Origin of the sequence: Streptomyces alboflavus, assembly GCF_000716675.1 — a bacterium.
In the GTDB taxonomy this organism is placed as follows: Bacteria; Actinomycetota; Actinomycetes; order Streptomycetales; family Streptomycetaceae; genus Streptomyces; species Streptomyces alboflavus.
In genome coordinates, this window is record NZ_JNXT01000025.1 from 1 (window position 1) to 16660 (window position 16660).

Here is a 16660-nt window from a genome sequence, read left to right on the forward strand (position 1 = left end):
GGTGCGGCCGGTCCGGGGGCGCGGGTGTGCCGGGACGCGGGGGCGGTGCGACTGGTCCGAGAGAAGTGGGCGGGTGGGTGGGAGAGATCCGCCGCGGAGCGGCGGGGAAGGGCTGCAGCCCGGCGGCACCCTACGCCGGGGGCGACCCGAGGACCTCGGTCAGGTCGTACCCGGCGGGCTCCTCCAGCTGGGCGTACGTACAGGAGCCGGGATCCCGGTCAAGGCGCCACGCCCGAAACTGCGCGGTGTGCCGGAACCGCGCCCCGTTCTCCATGTGGTCGTAGGCCACCTCACACACCCGCTCCGGCCGCAACGGCACCCACGACAGATCCTTCTTGCCGGTCCACCGGCTCACCGCCCCCGGCAGCCGCGCCCCCTCGTGGGCGGCCTCCTCGGTCCACGCCGCCCACGGATGCCCCGCCACGGACTCCATCCGCAGCGGTTCGAGCTCGGCCATCAGCTCGGCCCGCCGCTTCATGGCGAAGGCCGCGCACACCCCGACGTGCTGCAACGTCCCCCCGTCGTCGTACAGACCGAGCAGCAGCGACCCCACCACGGGCCCGCTCTTGTGGAAGCGGAAGCCCGCGACGACGCAGTCCGCGGTCCGCTCGTGCTTGATCTTGTACATGAGGCGCTCGTTCTGCCGGTACCGCAGGTCCAGCGGCTTGGCGATCACCCCGTCGAGCCCGGCGCCCTCGAACTCCTCGAACCACCGCTCGGCCACCTCCCGGTCGAGGGTGGCGGGAGCCAGGTGCACGGGCGCGCTCACACCCTCAAGTGCCCTGGTCAGAAGCGCGCGCCGGTCGCTGAGGGAGACGTCGAGCAGGGACTCGTCGAAGAGGGCGAGCAGATCGAAGGCGACGAACGACGCCGGTGTGCGCTCGGCGAGCAGCCGTACCCGGGACTCCGCCGGATGGATGCGTTCGCTGAGGGCGTCGAATTCGAGCCGCCCCCCGCGCGCGATGACGATCTCCCCGTCGACCACGCACCGCTCCGGAAGGCGTTCCCGCAGCGCCTCGACCAGCTCGGGAAAGTACCGGGTCAGGGACTTCGTGCCCCGACTGCCGATCTCGACCTCCGGGCCGTCCCGGAAGACGACGGCCCGGAACCCGTCCCACTTCGCCTCGTACTGCATCCCGGGCGGAATCCGCGCCACGGACTTGGCGAGCATGGGCTTCACGGGCGGCATCACCGGGAGATCCATGGTCCAAATCTATGAGGCGTCCCCACAGTCCGCCTGTTCAGCCAGCGTCTGGTGAGCGGTTCTATGTGGCTGCTCCGAGGTGCAGTATTGGTGGGGGGCCTTGCCACGCTGCGCTACATGCGTCAGGTGGCGCGCAGCACCGGCCCTGCCGCCTTCGGCGCGGCGGGACCTTCACACGTTCCAGCCCGATCACGCCAGCCGCGCCGCTACGCTCCGGGGCCTCACACAGCCTCCGGGGGAAACCATGCGCCGCACTACGATCACTGTGCTCACGCTCGCTGCCCTCACCTTGGCAGGCTGCTCCAGCTCTGACGACAGCTCCAACACCGAGCCTGAGAAGCAGAAGCCGTCCAAGACGCTGAACGTCGACGCGGCCGAGCAGCGAAGAGCGTGCATCAAGGCATGGATGCACTCCATCGAAGCGCGCCCGGACGACTTCGACCCGGAAGTCGACGAGGACCCGGAGCCTGCCGAGTGCGCGGAGGTGCCGGACGCGAGCCGTGAGGACATGTACTTGGAAGCGCTGGAGCAGGTGAACGAGGCGGGCCAGGAAGAGTTCGCCGACTGCTTGGACGACCCGGACTGCACGAGCTTCCCCGTCGGGGGCTGAAACCTGAGTAGACCCCTGGGGCTTCGCCCCACCGCACTACCCTGCTGGAATGAGAGACATGCCAGCCAGGACGCTGTTCGTGACCGTTCAGGTGAAGCCTGAATACCGAGAGCAAGCACGCTTCGCGCTCGAAACTCACGGCATCGCCTCCGAGTTCAGCCACCGCCGGGACACCGAGGTCGAAGCCTGGTTTCAACCCCCCGACGGCGAATGGCCACCCGCCGCCGATTTCATATGGGACTGCTACAGCAAAGTCACCGATGCCCTCGGACCCACACCCTTCATTGCCATCGAGCCCGGGCTATTGGAAGGCAGTGACCTGACCACCTGGGCAGCTGTCGTCCGGCAGACGGGCCGAGCGCTCGGCTTCATCATCGACCCAGTGCACGTCAGCGCCGTACAAATGCTCGATCTCACCGAGCTTCTGGAACGCCGGGGCCTGACCAGCGACGACATCACATGGCGTCCTGTGGGGGAACCGGAAAAACTCCCTGAGTAACGGGAAACATACGCCTCGGCCTCGCCTCGCTCCCTGCCTGGCAAAGGCCTCACCTCGCACCTCGAAGGGGGCATTTCTGCGTTGCGGGGTCAGCCCCGCTGTGCCGCCACGGCGCCCGTGTACGTCTCCCGCGTCAGGTCCTCCGCACCGACCCCGAGGTCGGCGAGCACCTCACGGATGTCGCCCAGGGCCGCGGTCACGTCGTCCTCGTCGACGAGGGTCTCGACCTCCAGGAACGTCCCGTCCAGCTCGGGGACCCGTACGAGGGTGGCGAGCATCTGGCGGCCGCGCGCCTCGAAGTCGTAGTTGCGGCACTGCTTTTCGAAGGCGATGACCTCGACGTGGCCGAGCCCGCGGAGGATCGCGTGTGCCTGGTCGGCGTCCTCGACACGAGTCTCGTGCTCGGGCTTCGACCCGGACTGCTCGTCGACGGCCGCGCCCTTGTAGGTGAGCACCGTGCGGGTCTCGTCCGCTCCGTGCACGGTACGCACCCGAAGCTCCTGGCCCGCCTTCTCCAGCGACCCGTCAGGGCGGTCGTAGTACGTATCCCGGTACACCTCGACACGGGCCGTCGCCCTCTCGTCGAGCAGCCGCATCACAGCTTCCCGAGCATGAATCCGGGCCTTCAACTCGGCCTCGATCACCACCGTTTCCCCTCTCTTCAGACAGTGCGCTGTGCCCCGTTGACGACTGCCTCGAACATTCGCCGGAAGCCCCGGAAGAGCGGGCCGTGCGGCGTTGCCATGACCTTGTACATCGCCGACTCGTGACCCTCCCAGCCGGCGTCGAAGGCCCCGACGAACATGGTGGAGTCCGTGCGGATGACCCGCCAAGTGGGCAGCATCCGGTACCGCCACACACCGATGTCCCCTGCATCGGCCAACTCCCGCAGCCGCGCCTCCGTCAGTCGCACCCCACCGGCGAGAGACTCCGCGGACTCGCCGATCTCGGCCGCGCGGCGGGCCAGGGCATCGCTGCCGGGGTCGAGAAGCGCCACCCGGATCCGGAGTCCCCGGCCGCCCTGTTCGCGGGGCAGGCAGGCGCGCAGCAGGCTGTCGTTAAGGCCGATCAGCCCGAGCCCGCGCACCGCGAGAACGTCCAACTCCGCGGCCTCGCGGGCTTGCTGCTGGATCTCCTCGGCCGCCGAGTGCTGTGCCCCGTAGACCCGCACCACCTCCGGAAACGCCGCAAGGTCGAATGCGGGGCCGCCCGCTCGACGTTCCCGGGCGGCGGCCAGACCGAGGAGGTGGCGGGCGTCGTCGGGCATGCGCAGCCCGCTCGCGATCCGCTCGTACACGTCGAGGCGGGACACTTCGCGGCGGCCGTTGATGATCTCGTTGACGCGGCCCTGCGTCATCCCGGCGGCCGTGGCGATGCGGGCCTGGCTCGCTCCCGCGTACTGCTGCACATGCCGGAACACGGCGCCCATGTCGCGCGCTCTCAGTGCCTTCCGGACCTCTGCGCGCTCCCATGCCCAGTCCGGCAGTTCGATCGGTTCCAGTGCGGTCCCCATGGCGCAGCCCCCGGCCATCCACGAACAGGATGGAATTCCATCCCACGGTGAGATTACCGGTGGGGGATCGAGTCGACACCTACCGTCACAAGACACTGGCCAGAGCAGCAAGAGCCCAGGCGGCCGTGCACCGGCCCCGGGGCGTGGCCGACGATGAGGGAGTCGACATGGCCGAGAGCAAAGGCCCCCGGCCGAGCTCAGAAGGCAGCGCACGGGAGCACTCGCCGGACCGCGGTGCCATCGCCGACTGGCTCGCCCGGGTGCACCCCGCACCGCGTCAGGCCATGTCAGAGTGGGCCAACCACGGAATCGCGCTCCTGCCGCTCGGCGAGCGCTTCGACGCCATCCGCGTCCCGGGCCGCCTCCTCCACGCCGCAGTGGGCAGCGACCAGGCGGACGTGGTGCAGCAGGCGCTTGACGACTGTCTGCACGGCCCCGTCATCTGTGACACCCGCACGAACAGCGGCCGCTACTACGCACTCGTAGCACCCGACGCCGTGTGGGAGGGACCCGGGGATCGGCTCAGGACCGGCACATACCTAGCCGTGCCGCGCATCGGCAAGCAGGCCTCGCCCGTCACCTACTGGGCAGTGGCACCATCACGCCGCGGGCACTTGTGCGACCCCGTGCGTCTCGCCGCGCTGCTGTCGACGGCCGACGTGTTGCAGGCGATCGAGTCGTGAGCACCACCGACCAAACCTCATCGCGTGCGGACAAGCTGGCGGACGACCGGTACGCCGACTACATGGGGCACCTCTATGGCTGCCCTCCCTGTCAGGAAGAGAACTACTGCCGGGTGGGAACCCGGATGCGCGCTGCGTGGAAGGGCGCCCAAGCCGCCGCCGACCAGGCCTATCGGGCACGCAGGCAGCGACGGCCAGCCGTGCCTTCCTAGCCGTCATGAACAAGCGAAGCGGCGCCTGGTGGTCAGATTCTGCGACCGGCCGAGCCATACAACCCAATATGCGGCATTTGTCGGGCACGGCTACCGTGGCACGCATGGGCGCCGGCGCGGCGGTGGAGCTGGCGGCTGGAGAGCGGCAGGTGCGGCTCTCCAGCCCCGACCGCGTGCTGTTCCCCGAGCGCGGCTTCACCAAGCGGGACCTGGCCGAGTACTTCATCGCCGTCGGCGACGGCATCCTGCGGGCGCTGCGCGACCGGCCGACCACCCTGGAGCGGTACCCGGAGGGCCTCGGCGGCGAGCACTTCTACCAGAAGCGCGCCCCGAAGAACCTGCCCGACTGGATCCCCACGGGCACCATCACCTTCCCCAGCGGCCGCACCGCCGACGAGATCTGCCCCACCGAGGTCGCCGCCGTCGTCTGGGCCGCCCAGTTCGGCACGTTCACCTTCCACCCCTGGCCGGTCCGCCGCGCGGAGCCCGACCACCCCGACGAGCTCCGCATCGATCTCGACCCCCAGCCCGGCACGGACTACGGTGACGCCGTCCGCGCCGCCCACGGGCTGAGGGAGGTCCTCGGTGACTTCGGGCTGCGCGGCTGGCCCAAGACCTCCGGCGGGCGCGGCATCCACGTCTTCGTGCCCATCGCGCCCCGCTGGACCTTCGTCGAGGTACGCCGCGCCGCCATCGCCTGCGGCCGGGAGCTGGAGCGCCGCAATCCGGACGCGGTGACCACCGCCTGGTGGAAGGAGGAGCGCGGCGAGCGCATCTTCGTCGACTTCAACCAAACCGCACGCGACCGCACCATCGCCTCCGCCTACTCGGTGCGCGCCCGCCCGCACGCCCCCGTCTCCGCGCCGCTGCGCTGGGACGAGATCGACGACGCCGTGCCCACCGACTTCGACATCGGCACCATGCCCGCGCGCTTCGCCGAGGTCGGCGACGTCCACAAGGACATGGACGGGCACGCCTTCTCCCTTGAGGGGCTCCTCGAACAGGCCGACCGCGATGAGAGGGACCACGGGCTCGGCGACATGCCCTATCCGCCCGAGTACCCGAAGATGCCCGGCGAGCCGAAGCGGGTCCAGCCGAGCCGCGCGAAGCACGACGACGACTGAACCCGCTTCGTTTCAGGGGGAGTTGCTACAGCTCCTTGATCCGGATGTCGCGGTACGACACCACGTCCGTGACACCGTGGACCTGGAGCCCGATGTACCCGGACGCGAAGCGGCGGCCGTCCGTGCCCGGGTCGTCGCCGCGCGGCGGCTCGAAGAGCTGGCCGCCGGTGTTGTCGAACTCGTTGAGCAGGACGCCGTTGCGGTACACCGAGTACTTCTGGTCGACCACGCGGATCTCGTAGTCGTTCCAGGTGCCCTTGGGTGTCACGCCCGCGCCCGCGAGGCCGACGCGGTCGAAGCCGTACACCGAGCCGGTCTTGTACATGTCGCCGTCGGGACGGTCGAGCACCTGCACCTCGTGGCCGTACTTGATGGCGACCCACTCCGGACGTGACTCCTCCGGGTGGTCGTGGACCTGCGGGAAGCGTACGAACACACCGGAGTTGGCGTTCCCGGCGGCCGGGGCGTCGTCGCGCCACTGGAGCTTCAGCGAGAAGTCGCCGTACTTGCGCTCGGGGAACCACAGCATGCCGAGGCCGTTCTTCGTGGTGCCCGAGGTCATCGACCCGTCGGCGTTGAGGCCGAACGAACCGCCGCCCACATGGCTCCACTTGGCGAAGGACTTCTGCGTGCCGTCGAAGAGCGAGCGGTAGCCCTCGGTCTGGCCCGGCTTGCCGATGCCCGACTGCTTCGCCGCCTTGTTGATCTTGTTGTACTCGCGCTGGTCGATCTCGGCGTTCTTCTTGAGGCGGTCCGTGACGGTCTTGACGTGCTTGAGGAACAGCGCGTGCGACGACCAGTCCTTCTCGTCCTCGATCAACTCGCCTATGCGGCAGCGGTTGTTGGTGACGCGGTTCGGGATCCCCGTGTCGACCGTGCCGACAAAGACCGTCAACCGCTCGTCGTACTCAGGGCAGTTGGGGCCTGGCACCCCGCCGCCCTCGTCGACCGTGAACGCCACCGACTTCGCGGGCGCGGTGTTGCCCGCCTTGTCGCTCGCCCGGTACGCCACCGTGTGCCGCCCGACGCGGTCGACGACCACGGGCGCCGCGTACGCCACGTACGGGCCACCGTCCAGGGAGTACTCGACCTTGTCCACACCCGACCCGGAGTCGGTCGCGGTGACCGTCACCTTGGCCTTCCCGATGTAGGCGCCGTCCGAGTTCTTGTCGCCCTCGACCTTCGCCGACGTCTCCGGCGGCGTCTTGTCCTCGGTCGGCGGCGCGACCACCGTGAACTCCACCGACTTCTCCGGCGCGACATTGCCCGCCTTGTCGGAGGCGCGGTAGCGGACCTTGTGGCTGCCCACCTCGTGGACCATCACCGGTGTCGTGTACGGCTGCCAGTCGCCGGCGCCGATCGCGTACTCGACCTTGTTGAGGCCCGAGCCCGCGTCGGACGCCGACACCGTCACCGTCGCCATGCCGAGGTACTGGCCCTGGCCGTTCTGCTCGCCGCTGACCGTCGCCGAGGTCTCCGGCGGTGTCTTGTCGTCGGTCGGCGGCGCGACGACCTTGAAGTCGACCGCCTTCTCCGCCGCCACGTTGCCCGCCTTGTCGGTCGCCCGATAGCGGATCTTGTGCGTGCCGACCGTGTTCACGACCACGGGCGCGGTGTACGGCTGCCAGGCGCCGTCGGCCCCGACCGCGTACTCGACCTTCTCGACGCCCGAGCCGCCGCTCTCGTCGGTCGCCGTCACCGTGACCGTCGCCGAACCGACGTACGCGCCGTCGGAGTTGGTCGCCCCGTCCACCTTCGCCTTCGTCTCCGGGGCGGTGGTGTCCTCGCCGCCGCCCTCGGTCACGACCAGGATGCCCTGCATCGCGCCGTGGCCGGGGATGGTGCAGTAGTAGCGGTAGCGGCCCGGCTTCAGGGTGACCTCGGCCGTGTGCTTGCCGCCCTTGTCGTCGCCCGGGTTGGCGAGGATGTTCAGCGGGACGTCGTTGTTGTACTCCGGGTCGGAGACGTCGAACGTCAGCGTGTGCGGCATGCCGGTGGTGTTGCCCGTCGCCACGCTGTTCTCGAAGACGATCGTCGTCTTGCCCGCGACCGCCGTCGCGGGCGCCGACTTGTACTTGGAGATGTCGTTGTCGGCCGTCCAGGTCAGGGTCTGCTGCTGCGCGGAGAGCCCGGTGTTGTCGGGCCGCGCGCTCGCCGCCGACGTCAGGCCGACCGCCATCAGGAGCGCGGCGAGCAGCGCCGTCCAGAGCCTGCCGCGACGAGCGGATCTCAGGGAACTCACGGATCTCATCGTCCCGCCTTCCTCGCCAGGTCGGACACGGCCGGAGTGGCCCCGCCGCCCTTGTATGTCACGCGCCACAGCGCCGACTTGGCGTCCGAGGTGAAGAAGCCGCGCCCGTAGTCGAGGACGTAGAGCGAGCCGTCCGGAGCGAACTTCCAGTCCATGAGGTTCTTGATGTGGTCGTTGCCGACCGGAATGATCTTCTTGAGCGATTCGGCGTGCACCGGCAGACCGCCCTTGCCGACCGTCTTCGGGTCGGTGAGCACCGCGTGCCGCGGCTGGTCGCCGTCGTAGAAGTCCCCGACGAACCACTTGCCGTCCCAGTACGACGGCCACTTGTCGGCGCTCGTGCTCGCCGCGTCGTAGCGGTAGACCGGGCCGTTCATCGTGGCCTGGCCGCCGCCCTTCAGCCACGGAAGGAGCTGCTTCTGCTCCTCCGGCTTGTAGCTCGGCACGCCGTTCGCGTCGCGCGGGTAGTCGATGCCGCCGCCCTGCGGTGAGTACCAGATGGTGTTGGGCTCGGCCGGCGGGATCTTCACCAGGCCGTCGTTGTTGGGCGACTCGTTGCGCAGGTTCTTGCAGTCGTACCAGCCGAGCGGCTTGCTCGGGTCCGGCAGATTGCGGTCGCGGTAGGGCTGGTTGTTGCCCATGCAGTACGGCCAGCCGCGGTTGGAGGCGTGCGTGATGGCCGCGAACGTGTCGTACTTCGCCGGGCCCCACGTCGTCGACGGCTGACCGGCGTCGGGGCCGACCCACCCGGCGTACAGGATGTCGGTCTTCTGGTCGACGAAGATGCGGGCCGGGTTCCTGACCCCCATCACATAGATCTCGCCGCGCGTCTTGCCGCCGCCCTCGTCCGGCTCCTTGCCGGTGAAGAGGTTGCCTTCGGGCAGGGTGTACGTGCCGTCGGGCTCGGGGTGGATGCGCAGGATCTTGCCGTTGAGGTTGTTGGTGTTGCCCGCGGTGCGGCGGGCGTCGGCGAAGGAGACGCCCTTGAAGTTCGGCTGCGGGTTGTTGCCCGAGTAGCCGTCGCTGAAGCCGGAGGAGTTGTTGTCACCGGTCGCGATGTACAGGTTGCCCTTGGAGTCCCAGGACATCCCGCCGCCGGAGTGGCAGCAACTGTGCACCTGTACCGGCCACTTGAGCAGCACCTTCTCGCTGTTCAGGTCCAGCTTGTCGGTGGCGCGGTCGAGGGTGAAGCGGGAGACGTACCGCTCGGCCATGTGCGTGTCGCGGTTGAGCTGCGAGTGCGGCGTGTAGTGCAGGTACACCCAGCCGTTCTGCTCGAACTTCGGGTCCAGCTCGATGCCGAGCAGACCCTCCTCGACCTTGATCAGCTCACCGCCGCCGCCCTTGTTCCCGAAGACGGTGAGCGCCCCGGCCAGGGTCGACTTCTTGGTCTTCGGGTCGTAGACGTGGATCTCGCCCTTGCCCTTGCCGATGTCCGGGTTGTTCCAGTCGGTGATCACGGGCTGCGAGGAGTCGGCGCCGCCGCGGCCGATGTAGAACACCTTGCCGTCGGGGGCCGTGACCAGGCCGTGCGGCTCGCCGATCTGGTCGTTCTGGCCCGGCTTGTTGGGCTGGGTCAGGCGCTCGGCCCGGTAGTTCGCGTTGATGGTGGCCTTGCAGTCGGCGCGGGCGATGCGGGTCGTCCAGAGCAGGGCGCCGCGCAGATGGCCGCGGAAGTCCGCCTCGTCGTAGGCGTCGGCGGTGCCGCCCATGCCGGTGTAGAAGGACCGGCCGCCGTCGTAGTCACGGCACCAGGACACCGGGTGGTCCGCGCCGTTCGCGCCTTCGCCCGGCTTGTACGTCGACTCGCGCACGCGGGCCACGGTGTGCACGGCGCCCGACGGGTTGGTCTCCCAGTTGAGCCACTTGTCGGGGCGCTTCCACTCCAGCGGCAGGTCCTTGGTGGCGGGGTTCTCGCGGTCGCCGACCTCGACGGTGGCGCGCTGCGCGGCGGTGGGGCTCGCGTCCTTGGGGCGGGCGCCGACCAGGCCGGTGAACCAGGACGAGTAGGGCTCCGCGCGGGCCGCGTCGTGCAGGCCGAGGAAGCCGCCGCCCGCCTCCATGTAGGCCTCAAGGCCCGCCTCCTGCTCGGCGTCGAGGACGTCGCCGCCGCCGGTCACGAACGTCACCGCGTTGAACTTGCCGAGCTTCTTGGCGTTGGTGAACACGGCCGGGTCGTCGGTGGCCGTGACCGTGAACCGCTGCTCGGCCGGGCCCGATTGGCCGATCTTCTCGATGGCGGCGATGGCCGCGTCGACGACCGGCGACTCGTCGCCGCCCGCGGCCGAGCCGTAGAAGGCGAGCACACGCACGTTCGCGCCGCCCGGGGGAGCGGGCAGCGCGCGTGACATCGTTGTCTTCATCGCCTCCGCGTCGGGGGGCGGTTCCGGAAAGGGCCGCGCGGTCGCGGCGGGGCCCGTGAGCAGGCCGGCGGCGACGGCCCCGGCGGCCAGGGCCGCCGCCCAGGCGCGGCGCGTGGATCTCTGTCTGGTTCTGCCCAACCCTCGTGCGGTTGGGGGCGTTTGATGCGGTTTCAGCCGCATGAGTACACCCACCCATCGTCGGTCACGGCTACGGCGAATACATCAACAGCACCGGAGAAGCTAGCCCCCTTCGAGGGCTGGCGCCGACGAAGCTAGCCCTCTTTTGACGGCTAGCCAAGAGCTACGACATCACTTCGTGCGACCTTTGTCCTGCGTGTGGATAAACCGGAGCACTGCCGCTAGCGTGTGGCCGGAATCCGGTGCCCCGGGCGCCCCGGCGGTGTCCGTACGTAGCGTCAGTTTCCGTATATGAGTGGGGAGTTCGCCATGGACAGACGGAGCTTCAACCGCCGGATGCTGGCCGGGGGAGCGGCGGCCACCGTGGGCGTGACATCGTTGTCGGTGATGGCCGCGGACTCCGCGGCCGACGCCCCGCGCGCCGTCGACCCGCCGAAGACGGCCCCGGCGGGCGGCGAGGTGCGACGCATCAAGATGTACGCCGAGAAGCTTCCCGACGGGCAGATGGGCTACGGCCTGGAGAAGGGCAAGGCCTCCATCCCCGGCCCGCTCCTCGAACTCAACGAGGGCGACACCCTGCACGTCGAGTTCGAGAACACCACGGACGTCGACGTCAGCCTGCACGTCCACGGCATGGACTACGAGATCTCCAGCGACGGCACGAAACACACCAAGTCCCAGGTGGCGCCCGGCGGCAAGCGCACCTACACCTGGCGCACCCACGCGCCGGGCCGCCGCAAGGACGGCACCTGGCGCCCCGGCACGGCCGGCTACTGGCACTACCACGACCACGTGGTCGGCACCGAGCACGGCACCGGCGGCGTGCGCAAGGGCCTCTACGGCGCGGTGATCGTGCGCCGCAAGGGCGACATCCTGCCGGACCAGACCTGCGTCGTCGTCTTCAACGACATGATGATCAACAACAAGCCCGCGCACTCGGGGCCGAACTTCGAGGCCACGGTGGGCGATCGGGTCGAGTTCGTGTCGATCACGCACGGCGAGTACTACCACACGTTCCACATCCACGGTCACCGCTGGGCCGACAACCGCACCGGCCTGCTCACCGGCCCCGACGACCCCAGCCAGGTCCTCGACGACAAGATCACAGGACCCGGCGACTCCTTCGGCTTCCAGGTGATCGCGGGCGAGGGGGTGGGCGCCGGGGCGTGGATGTACCACTGCCATGTGCAGAGCCACTCCGACATGGGGATGGTGGGTCTCTTCCTGGTCAAGAAGCCGGACGGCACGATTCCGGACTACGAGCCGCACCATCCGCACGCGAAGGCGGAGAAGAAGTCGGGCGTGGAGAAGTCGGGTTCGGACACGTCAGGTGCGGGCGGATCGGGTGCGGGCAAGTCCGGTGACTCCGGCGAGTCCGGTGGGGCGAGCGCGGATCACTCGCACCACTGACACCGGTGTCACCGGTGCCGCGAGCGCCTCAACGCCGTGCGTGGCGGATCTTCAGCCGTCCCATCCCCATCGCCCCGGTGATCCGGATCGTCGGTCCGCCACCGGGGCGGGCGCCGCGCCCGGCCTTGTACAGCGTGTCCTTCCAGCCGGCGCTCAGCCCTTCGAGGTCCACGACCGCGTCGTGCGGCACCGTGATCCTCGCCGCGCCCGTGCCGAGGCGCAGCTCGATGTCGACCACCGGATGCTCGAACACCGCCTGGGACAGGTCCAGGTGCACCCGGCCGAGGGCGGAGTGCACCTTGAGGGTGCGCGGCACCCGCCAGGCGCCGCGCCGCCGGATCCGTCCGGTCGCGGCGGCGATGGTGGAGGTGGTGCCGGGGTCCTCCGCCGGGAGCGCGGCCAGGGCCTCGTCGAGCTCGCCGGGCGCCGTCGCGGTGAGGACCTGGTGCAGGCGCTCGTCCATCTCCTCGTGCGAGATGTGCCCGTCGGCGTACGCCTCCTGCAGGCGTCGCACGGCGGTGTCACGGGCGTTCTCGCTGATCCGTGGCGGCGGGTCCTTCGGAGGCGGAGTCATGGTCCCGACTCTAGGCGACGGGCCTGCCGCGCGGCCCGGGGCTATCCTGATCGGCAACCGTCGACGAGGAGTCCCGAGGTGCCCGAGGCAGCAGCGCGTCCCACGCTGGAGGCCGTGGCCGCGCGGGCCGGGGTGTCGCGGGCGACGGTGTCACGGGTGGTGAACGGCGACGCCGGGGTGCGGGAAGTGCTCGCGGCGAAGGTCCGGCACGCGGTCAGGGAACTCGGCTACGTCCCCAACCGCGCCGCCCGCAGCCTCGTCACCCGGCGCCACGACGCCGTGGCCGTAGTCATCGCCGAGCCGGAGACCAGGGTGTTCGCCGACCCGTTCTTCGCCCGCCAACTCCGCGGCATCAGCAAGGAACTGACGGCGCGTGACGTCCAGCTGGTGCTGCTCCTGACGGAGGGCAGGGACGACCACGAGCGGGTCGGACGCTATCTCGCGGGCGGTCACGTCGACGGCGCACTCGTCTTCTCGCTGCACCTGGACGACCCGCTGCCCGGCATCATCCACGGCGCCGGTCTGCCCACGGTGTTCGGCGGGCGGCCCGGCTGGACGGGCGGCGCGGGCAGCGTCCGGTACGTCGACTGCGACAACCGCGGTGGCGCCCGCCAGGCCGTACGCCACCTCACCGGCCTCGGCCGCGGCCGCGTCGCCCACATCACCGGGCCGCTCGACCAGACCTCCGCCGTCGACCGCCTCGACGGCTACCGCGACGTCGTACCGGCCGGCGATCCACGGCTTGTCGCCGAGGGCGACTTCACCCCCGCGGGCGGCGAACGCGCGATGCGCGCCCTCCTGGAGCGCTGCCCGGACGTGGACGCGGTCTTCGCCGCGAACGACCTGTCGGCGGCCGGGGCGCTGCGCGTGCTGCGCGAGTCCGGGCGGCGGGTCCCCGAGGACGTGGCGGTCGTCGGCTTCGACGACATGCTGCCGCTGGCCGAGCAGGCGGATCCGCCGCTGACGACGGTGCGGCAGGACATCGAGGAGATGGGACGCCTGATGGCGGCGCTGCTGCTGCGCGACCAAGGGCAGGGCGTGGTGGGGCAGGGCCAGTTGCGGGGCCGGGCGCAGGGCCCTGACCAGGGGCAGCCGCAGCCCGGGACCCCGGACGCCCCGAAGGAGGCCGCACGCGTGGTGCTGCCCACGCACCTCGTACGCCGGGACTCCGCCTAGCGGTCCGCCACTCCCCGGGCACCCGGAGGGGGCGGGCACCGGAAGGATCTGCCCGCCCCCTGGAACGCGTCGTCCAGCGCCTACGCGCCGACCGACACCGTGAACCTCCGCGGGTTCCCGTCGTGCGCCGCCCCCGACACGTCCGGCTGGCCGTCCGGACGGACGTCGTCGTACGGGAAGGCGTAGCCGATGGGCGAGTTGGCGTGCACCACGCGGGCCCAGTGGTTGGTGACGTCGCCGCGGTAGTAGTCACCGGACGTCGTGCCGTTGGGCTGCGAGGGGTGGGTCAGCATGATGCTGCGGTTGAAGCCGGCGGCGAGGCGGGCGAGGAGGCCCTTCTTGTCGTCGGGGTCGTTCGGGTTGTTGGCGAACGGGCCGTGGTTGCAGGTGAAGATGTCCTTCGACGAGGGCTTCGCGAAGGTGTGGCCGCCCTCGAAGGTGAGCGTGTCCCCGGTGACCCGGCCGACGCGCACGCCTCGCCCGCCCTGGAGGTCGATGCGCAGGTCGGTGGACCGGTACTTGTCCCAGACCTGGTCGACGTAGCCCTTGAAGAGGTCGCGGAACGGCATCTGGTCGGGGCGGTCGAAGTACGGGGCCATGAGGTTCTGCGGGGAGATGACCCGCAGCACGCCGCCGTCGCCGCGGATCACCAGCTTGTCCCAGGGCTGCCCGTCCTTGCCCGCCTGCGCCACCAGATCGGCGGCGATCTTGTCGACGGCGCCGTTCGGCAGCGGGGCGACGGTGTGGGTGGCGTCGCCCGCCAGGGTCAGGCCGATGGGCAGCGCGGTCACCAGGTCGACGTAGCTGATGTTCGCGTACAGCTGGGTGCTGTTGAAGGTGAACTCGCAGAACGACCACGTGCGGCCGTAGTTCGGGTCCTCCTTGGTGGCGAAGGCGGGCTCGACCAGGCTCGGGCCCGGGTTGAGGAAGAAGCCGAGCTTGTCGTCGCGGACGAAGTAGACGCGGGCGCCGTACATCTGGGGCAGTGTCAGGACCTTGGGCGCCGAGCCCGCGGCGCCGAGGGGGATGGCGCAGTCCACCGGCAGCGGTGTCTGGGGGGCCGACGGCGACTCGGGGCGGTAGACCCCGCCGTCCGGCTTGAGCAGCAGCCAGCGGTCGGTGCCGGGCTCGTGCCCGGTGACGTACGCGCGGACCTGGCCCGGCAGCGACTTGTTCTGCAGGGCGAGTTCGCAGGTCGCGGGCGCGGCGTGGGCGCGCGGGCTGAGCGCGGGGCCCCAGGCGGGGTAGGTGAGGGCGCCCGCGGCGGCCGCGGACGACGTCAGGAACACTCTGCGCGAGATCACGGAAATTCTCTCCTGGCTGGAAAGTGGGGGGAAAGTGGGGGGAGTTGAGCAGGAGTGCGGCCCGGGCGCGCGGTCGTGCGTCGACGTGCCCCCACTGTTGCCGCGGTGAAAACGTGGCGTCAAGAGGTGTGGCTGAGAGCGCTCTCAGAATCTTGTCCGGGTTCACAAGGTGATGACGGGCGGGTGCGGAGGGTGACGGAAACCGGTCCGGTGGCGCGACGGGTGGTGACGGTGGGTGTCCGGGCCGGGGTCGCGCGCGCGGATTGTCAGTGCCCGGTGGAAGACTCGGAAGTGGCGGTCCCGTCCGGCGACGAGGGCCGTCCCGTGAGGCGACAAGAGCGACAAAGGAGTCGATCATGCTCAGCAATCTCACGCTCACCGGCGCCCCGATCTGGGTCGATCTGGGCACCACGGACATCGACGGCGCGGCCGCCTTCTACCGCGAGGTCTTCGGCTGGGACTTCGAGAGGGGCGGCGAGGACGTCGGCGGGTACGGCACATTCCAGCTCGGCGGCAGGACCGTGGCCGGCGGGATGGAGAACCCGCCCGACGTGGCCGCCCCCACCTGGTCGCTGTACTTCTGCACGCCCGACGCGGACGCCACCGCCAAGCAGGTCGGACAGGCCGGCGGCCGCACCCTGTTCGAGCCGATGGACGTCCTGGACCTCGGCCGCATGGCGGGCTTCGCCGACTCGGGCGGCGTCCCCTTCTGCGTCTGGCAGCCGGGGCAGAACAAGGGCCTGGAGCTGGTGAACGAGCCCGGCGGGCTGATCTGGACCGAGCTGTACACCCCGGACATCGAGGCGGGCGCCGCTTTCTACGGGACGGTGTTCGGCTGGAAGACCATCGTCCAGCCCTTCGAGGGCGGCTCGTACACCATGGTGTACCCGGGCGAGGGCACCCCGGACGACATGTTCGGGGGCCTGTGGCCGCTGGACCAGGACCCGGTCGAGCAGGAGGCGGGGGTCTACTGGATGCCGTACTTCCAGGTGGCCGACATCGACGCGGTCGTGGAGAAGGCACGGACGAACGGCGGCACGGTCCGGGCCGAGCGGATGGACCTCGCGGGGGTGGGCGCGTTCGCCAAGCTCGCCGATCCCCACGGCGCGCGGTTCGCGCTGATGCAGCCGGAGCCGCCGCAGGGGTGACGTGGTCGGAGCGGTCGGAGTGGCCGCGGGGGCGAGCCGGGGCGTGCCGCGTGGCGCGGGTCGCGGGGCCGGTGAGAGCCGGTCCCGGGGCGCTCGGCGCGCCGCGTTGAGCGAACGTTGATCGCTTGTTTCGCGCCGTCCAGCACGATCACCGTATGCACTACGACACCACTGTGACCGAGCCCGAACTGGCCTGGCAGGAGCAGGCGCTGTGTGCGCAGACCGGGCCCGACTTCTTCTTCCCCGAGCCGGGGAGCTCGGTGCGCGAGGCCAAGCGCATCTGCCTCCTGTGCGACATGCGCGAGACCTGCCTCACGTACGCACTGGACAACGACGAGCGGTTCGGGGTCTGGGGCGGGCTCTCCGAGAAGGAACGGCAGAGCCTCCGCCGCGACCAGGCCTGAGACCGCTGCGGGTGGCCGCGCCCGGCCCGGGCCGACGGGGGAACCGG

General features: G+C 70.3%; 15 protein-coding genes. 8 read left to right on the top strand and 7 right to left on the bottom strand.

Features of this window, described 5'->3' with window-relative positions:
- Positions 1-130: 130 nt before the first annotated feature.
- Complete coding sequence (locus tag OO63_RS20240) at positions 131-1204, bottom strand: ATP-dependent DNA ligase (RefSeq protein ID WP_030356973.1); 1074 nt, start codon at positions 1202-1204, stop codon at positions 131-133.
- A 244-nt stretch (positions 1205-1448) separates the two neighbouring features.
- Here OO63_RS20240 and OO63_RS20245 point away from each other — a divergent pair, with 244 nt between their 5' ends.
- Complete coding sequence (locus tag OO63_RS20245) at positions 1449-1814, top strand: hypothetical protein (protein WP_030356974.1); 366 nt, start codon at positions 1449-1451, stop codon at positions 1812-1814.
- Positions 1815-1863: 49 nt separating this feature from the next.
- Entirely contained in the window at positions 1864-2313 is a 450-nt protein-coding gene (locus OO63_RS20250; RefSeq protein ID WP_157854018.1) for a hypothetical protein, read from the top strand.
- A gap of 89 nt (positions 2314-2402) precedes the next feature.
- Here OO63_RS20250 and cyaB read toward each other — a convergent pair whose 3' ends face one another.
- Complete coding sequence (gene cyaB, locus OO63_RS20255; RefSeq protein ID WP_030356976.1) at positions 2403-2957, bottom strand: class IV adenylate cyclase; 555 nt, start codon at positions 2955-2957, stop codon at positions 2403-2405.
- Positions 2958-2974: 17 nt separating this feature from the next.
- The gene (locus tag OO63_RS20260) at positions 2975-3826 is read right to left on the bottom strand and encodes a helix-turn-helix domain-containing protein (protein WP_030356977.1); all 852 of its coding nucleotides are present in this window, start codon (positions 3824-3826) and stop codon (positions 2975-2977) included.
- Positions 3827-3993: 167 nt separating this feature from the next.
- On the opposite strand from OO63_RS20260, the gene OO63_RS42300 reads away from it, so the two are divergent.
- The gene (locus OO63_RS42300; protein ID WP_051811013.1) at positions 3994-4509 is read left to right on the top strand and encodes a hypothetical protein; all 516 of its coding nucleotides are present in this window, start codon (positions 3994-3996) and stop codon (positions 4507-4509) included.
- Between the two features lie 316 nt (positions 4510-4825).
- Positions 4826-5845: a non-homologous end-joining DNA ligase gene (gene ligD, locus OO63_RS20270; protein WP_030356979.1), complete on the top strand. Its 1020-nt coding sequence runs from the start codon at positions 4826-4828 to the stop codon at positions 5843-5845.
- A 25-nt stretch (positions 5846-5870) separates the two neighbouring features.
- Here ligD and OO63_RS20275 read toward each other — a convergent pair whose 3' ends face one another.
- Both OO63_RS20275 and OO63_RS20280 read right to left on the bottom strand, forming a co-directional pair.
- Entirely contained in the window at positions 5871-8096 is a 2226-nt protein-coding gene (locus tag OO63_RS20275) for an OmpL47-type beta-barrel domain-containing protein (protein ID WP_051811014.1), read from the bottom strand.
- Positions 8093-10639, bottom strand: a complete 2547-nt coding sequence (locus tag OO63_RS20280; RefSeq protein WP_397622260.1) for a ThuA domain-containing protein — start codon at positions 10637-10639, stop codon at positions 8093-8095. Before OO63_RS20280 ends, OO63_RS20275 begins: the two co-directional genes overlap by 4 nt.
- A 267-nt stretch (positions 10640-10906) precedes the next feature.
- Here OO63_RS20280 and OO63_RS20285 point away from each other — a divergent pair, with 267 nt between their 5' ends.
- Entirely contained in the window at positions 10907-12007 is a 1101-nt protein-coding gene (locus OO63_RS20285; RefSeq protein WP_051811015.1) for a multicopper oxidase domain-containing protein, read from the top strand.
- A 28-nt stretch (positions 12008-12035) separates the two neighbouring features.
- On the opposite strand, the gene OO63_RS20290 is transcribed toward OO63_RS20285, so the two are convergent.
- Positions 12036-12581 carry a DUF1707 SHOCT-like domain-containing protein gene (locus OO63_RS20290; protein ID WP_030356983.1) on the bottom strand — a complete coding sequence of 182 codons (546 nt, stop codon included), beginning with the start codon at positions 12579-12581 and terminating at the stop codon, positions 12036-12038.
- Between the two features lie 78 nt (positions 12582-12659).
- On the opposite strand from OO63_RS20290, the gene OO63_RS20295 reads away from it, so the two are divergent.
- On the top strand, positions 12660-13757 hold the full coding sequence (locus OO63_RS20295) for a LacI family DNA-binding transcriptional regulator (RefSeq protein ID WP_030356984.1): 1098 nt from the start codon (positions 12660-12662) through the stop codon (positions 13755-13757).
- 80 nt (positions 13758-13837) lie between these two features.
- Here OO63_RS20295 and OO63_RS20300 read toward each other — a convergent pair whose 3' ends face one another.
- Complete coding sequence (locus tag OO63_RS20300; protein ID WP_030356985.1) at positions 13838-15061, bottom strand: glycoside hydrolase family 64 protein; 1224 nt, start codon at positions 15059-15061, stop codon at positions 13838-13840.
- 356 nt (positions 15062-15417) lie between these two features.
- On the opposite strand from OO63_RS20300, the gene OO63_RS20305 reads away from it, so the two are divergent.
- Together OO63_RS20305 and OO63_RS20310 are read left to right on the top strand one after the other, a co-directional pair.
- Positions 15418-16209, top strand: a complete 792-nt coding sequence (locus OO63_RS20305) for a VOC family protein (RefSeq protein WP_030356986.1) — start codon at positions 15418-15420, stop codon at positions 16207-16209.
- Positions 16210-16364: 155 nt separating this feature from the next.
- Complete coding sequence (locus OO63_RS20310) at positions 16365-16613, top strand: WhiB family transcriptional regulator (RefSeq protein ID WP_030356987.1); 249 nt, start codon at positions 16365-16367, stop codon at positions 16611-16613.
- Positions 16614-16660: the final 47 nt, after the last annotated feature.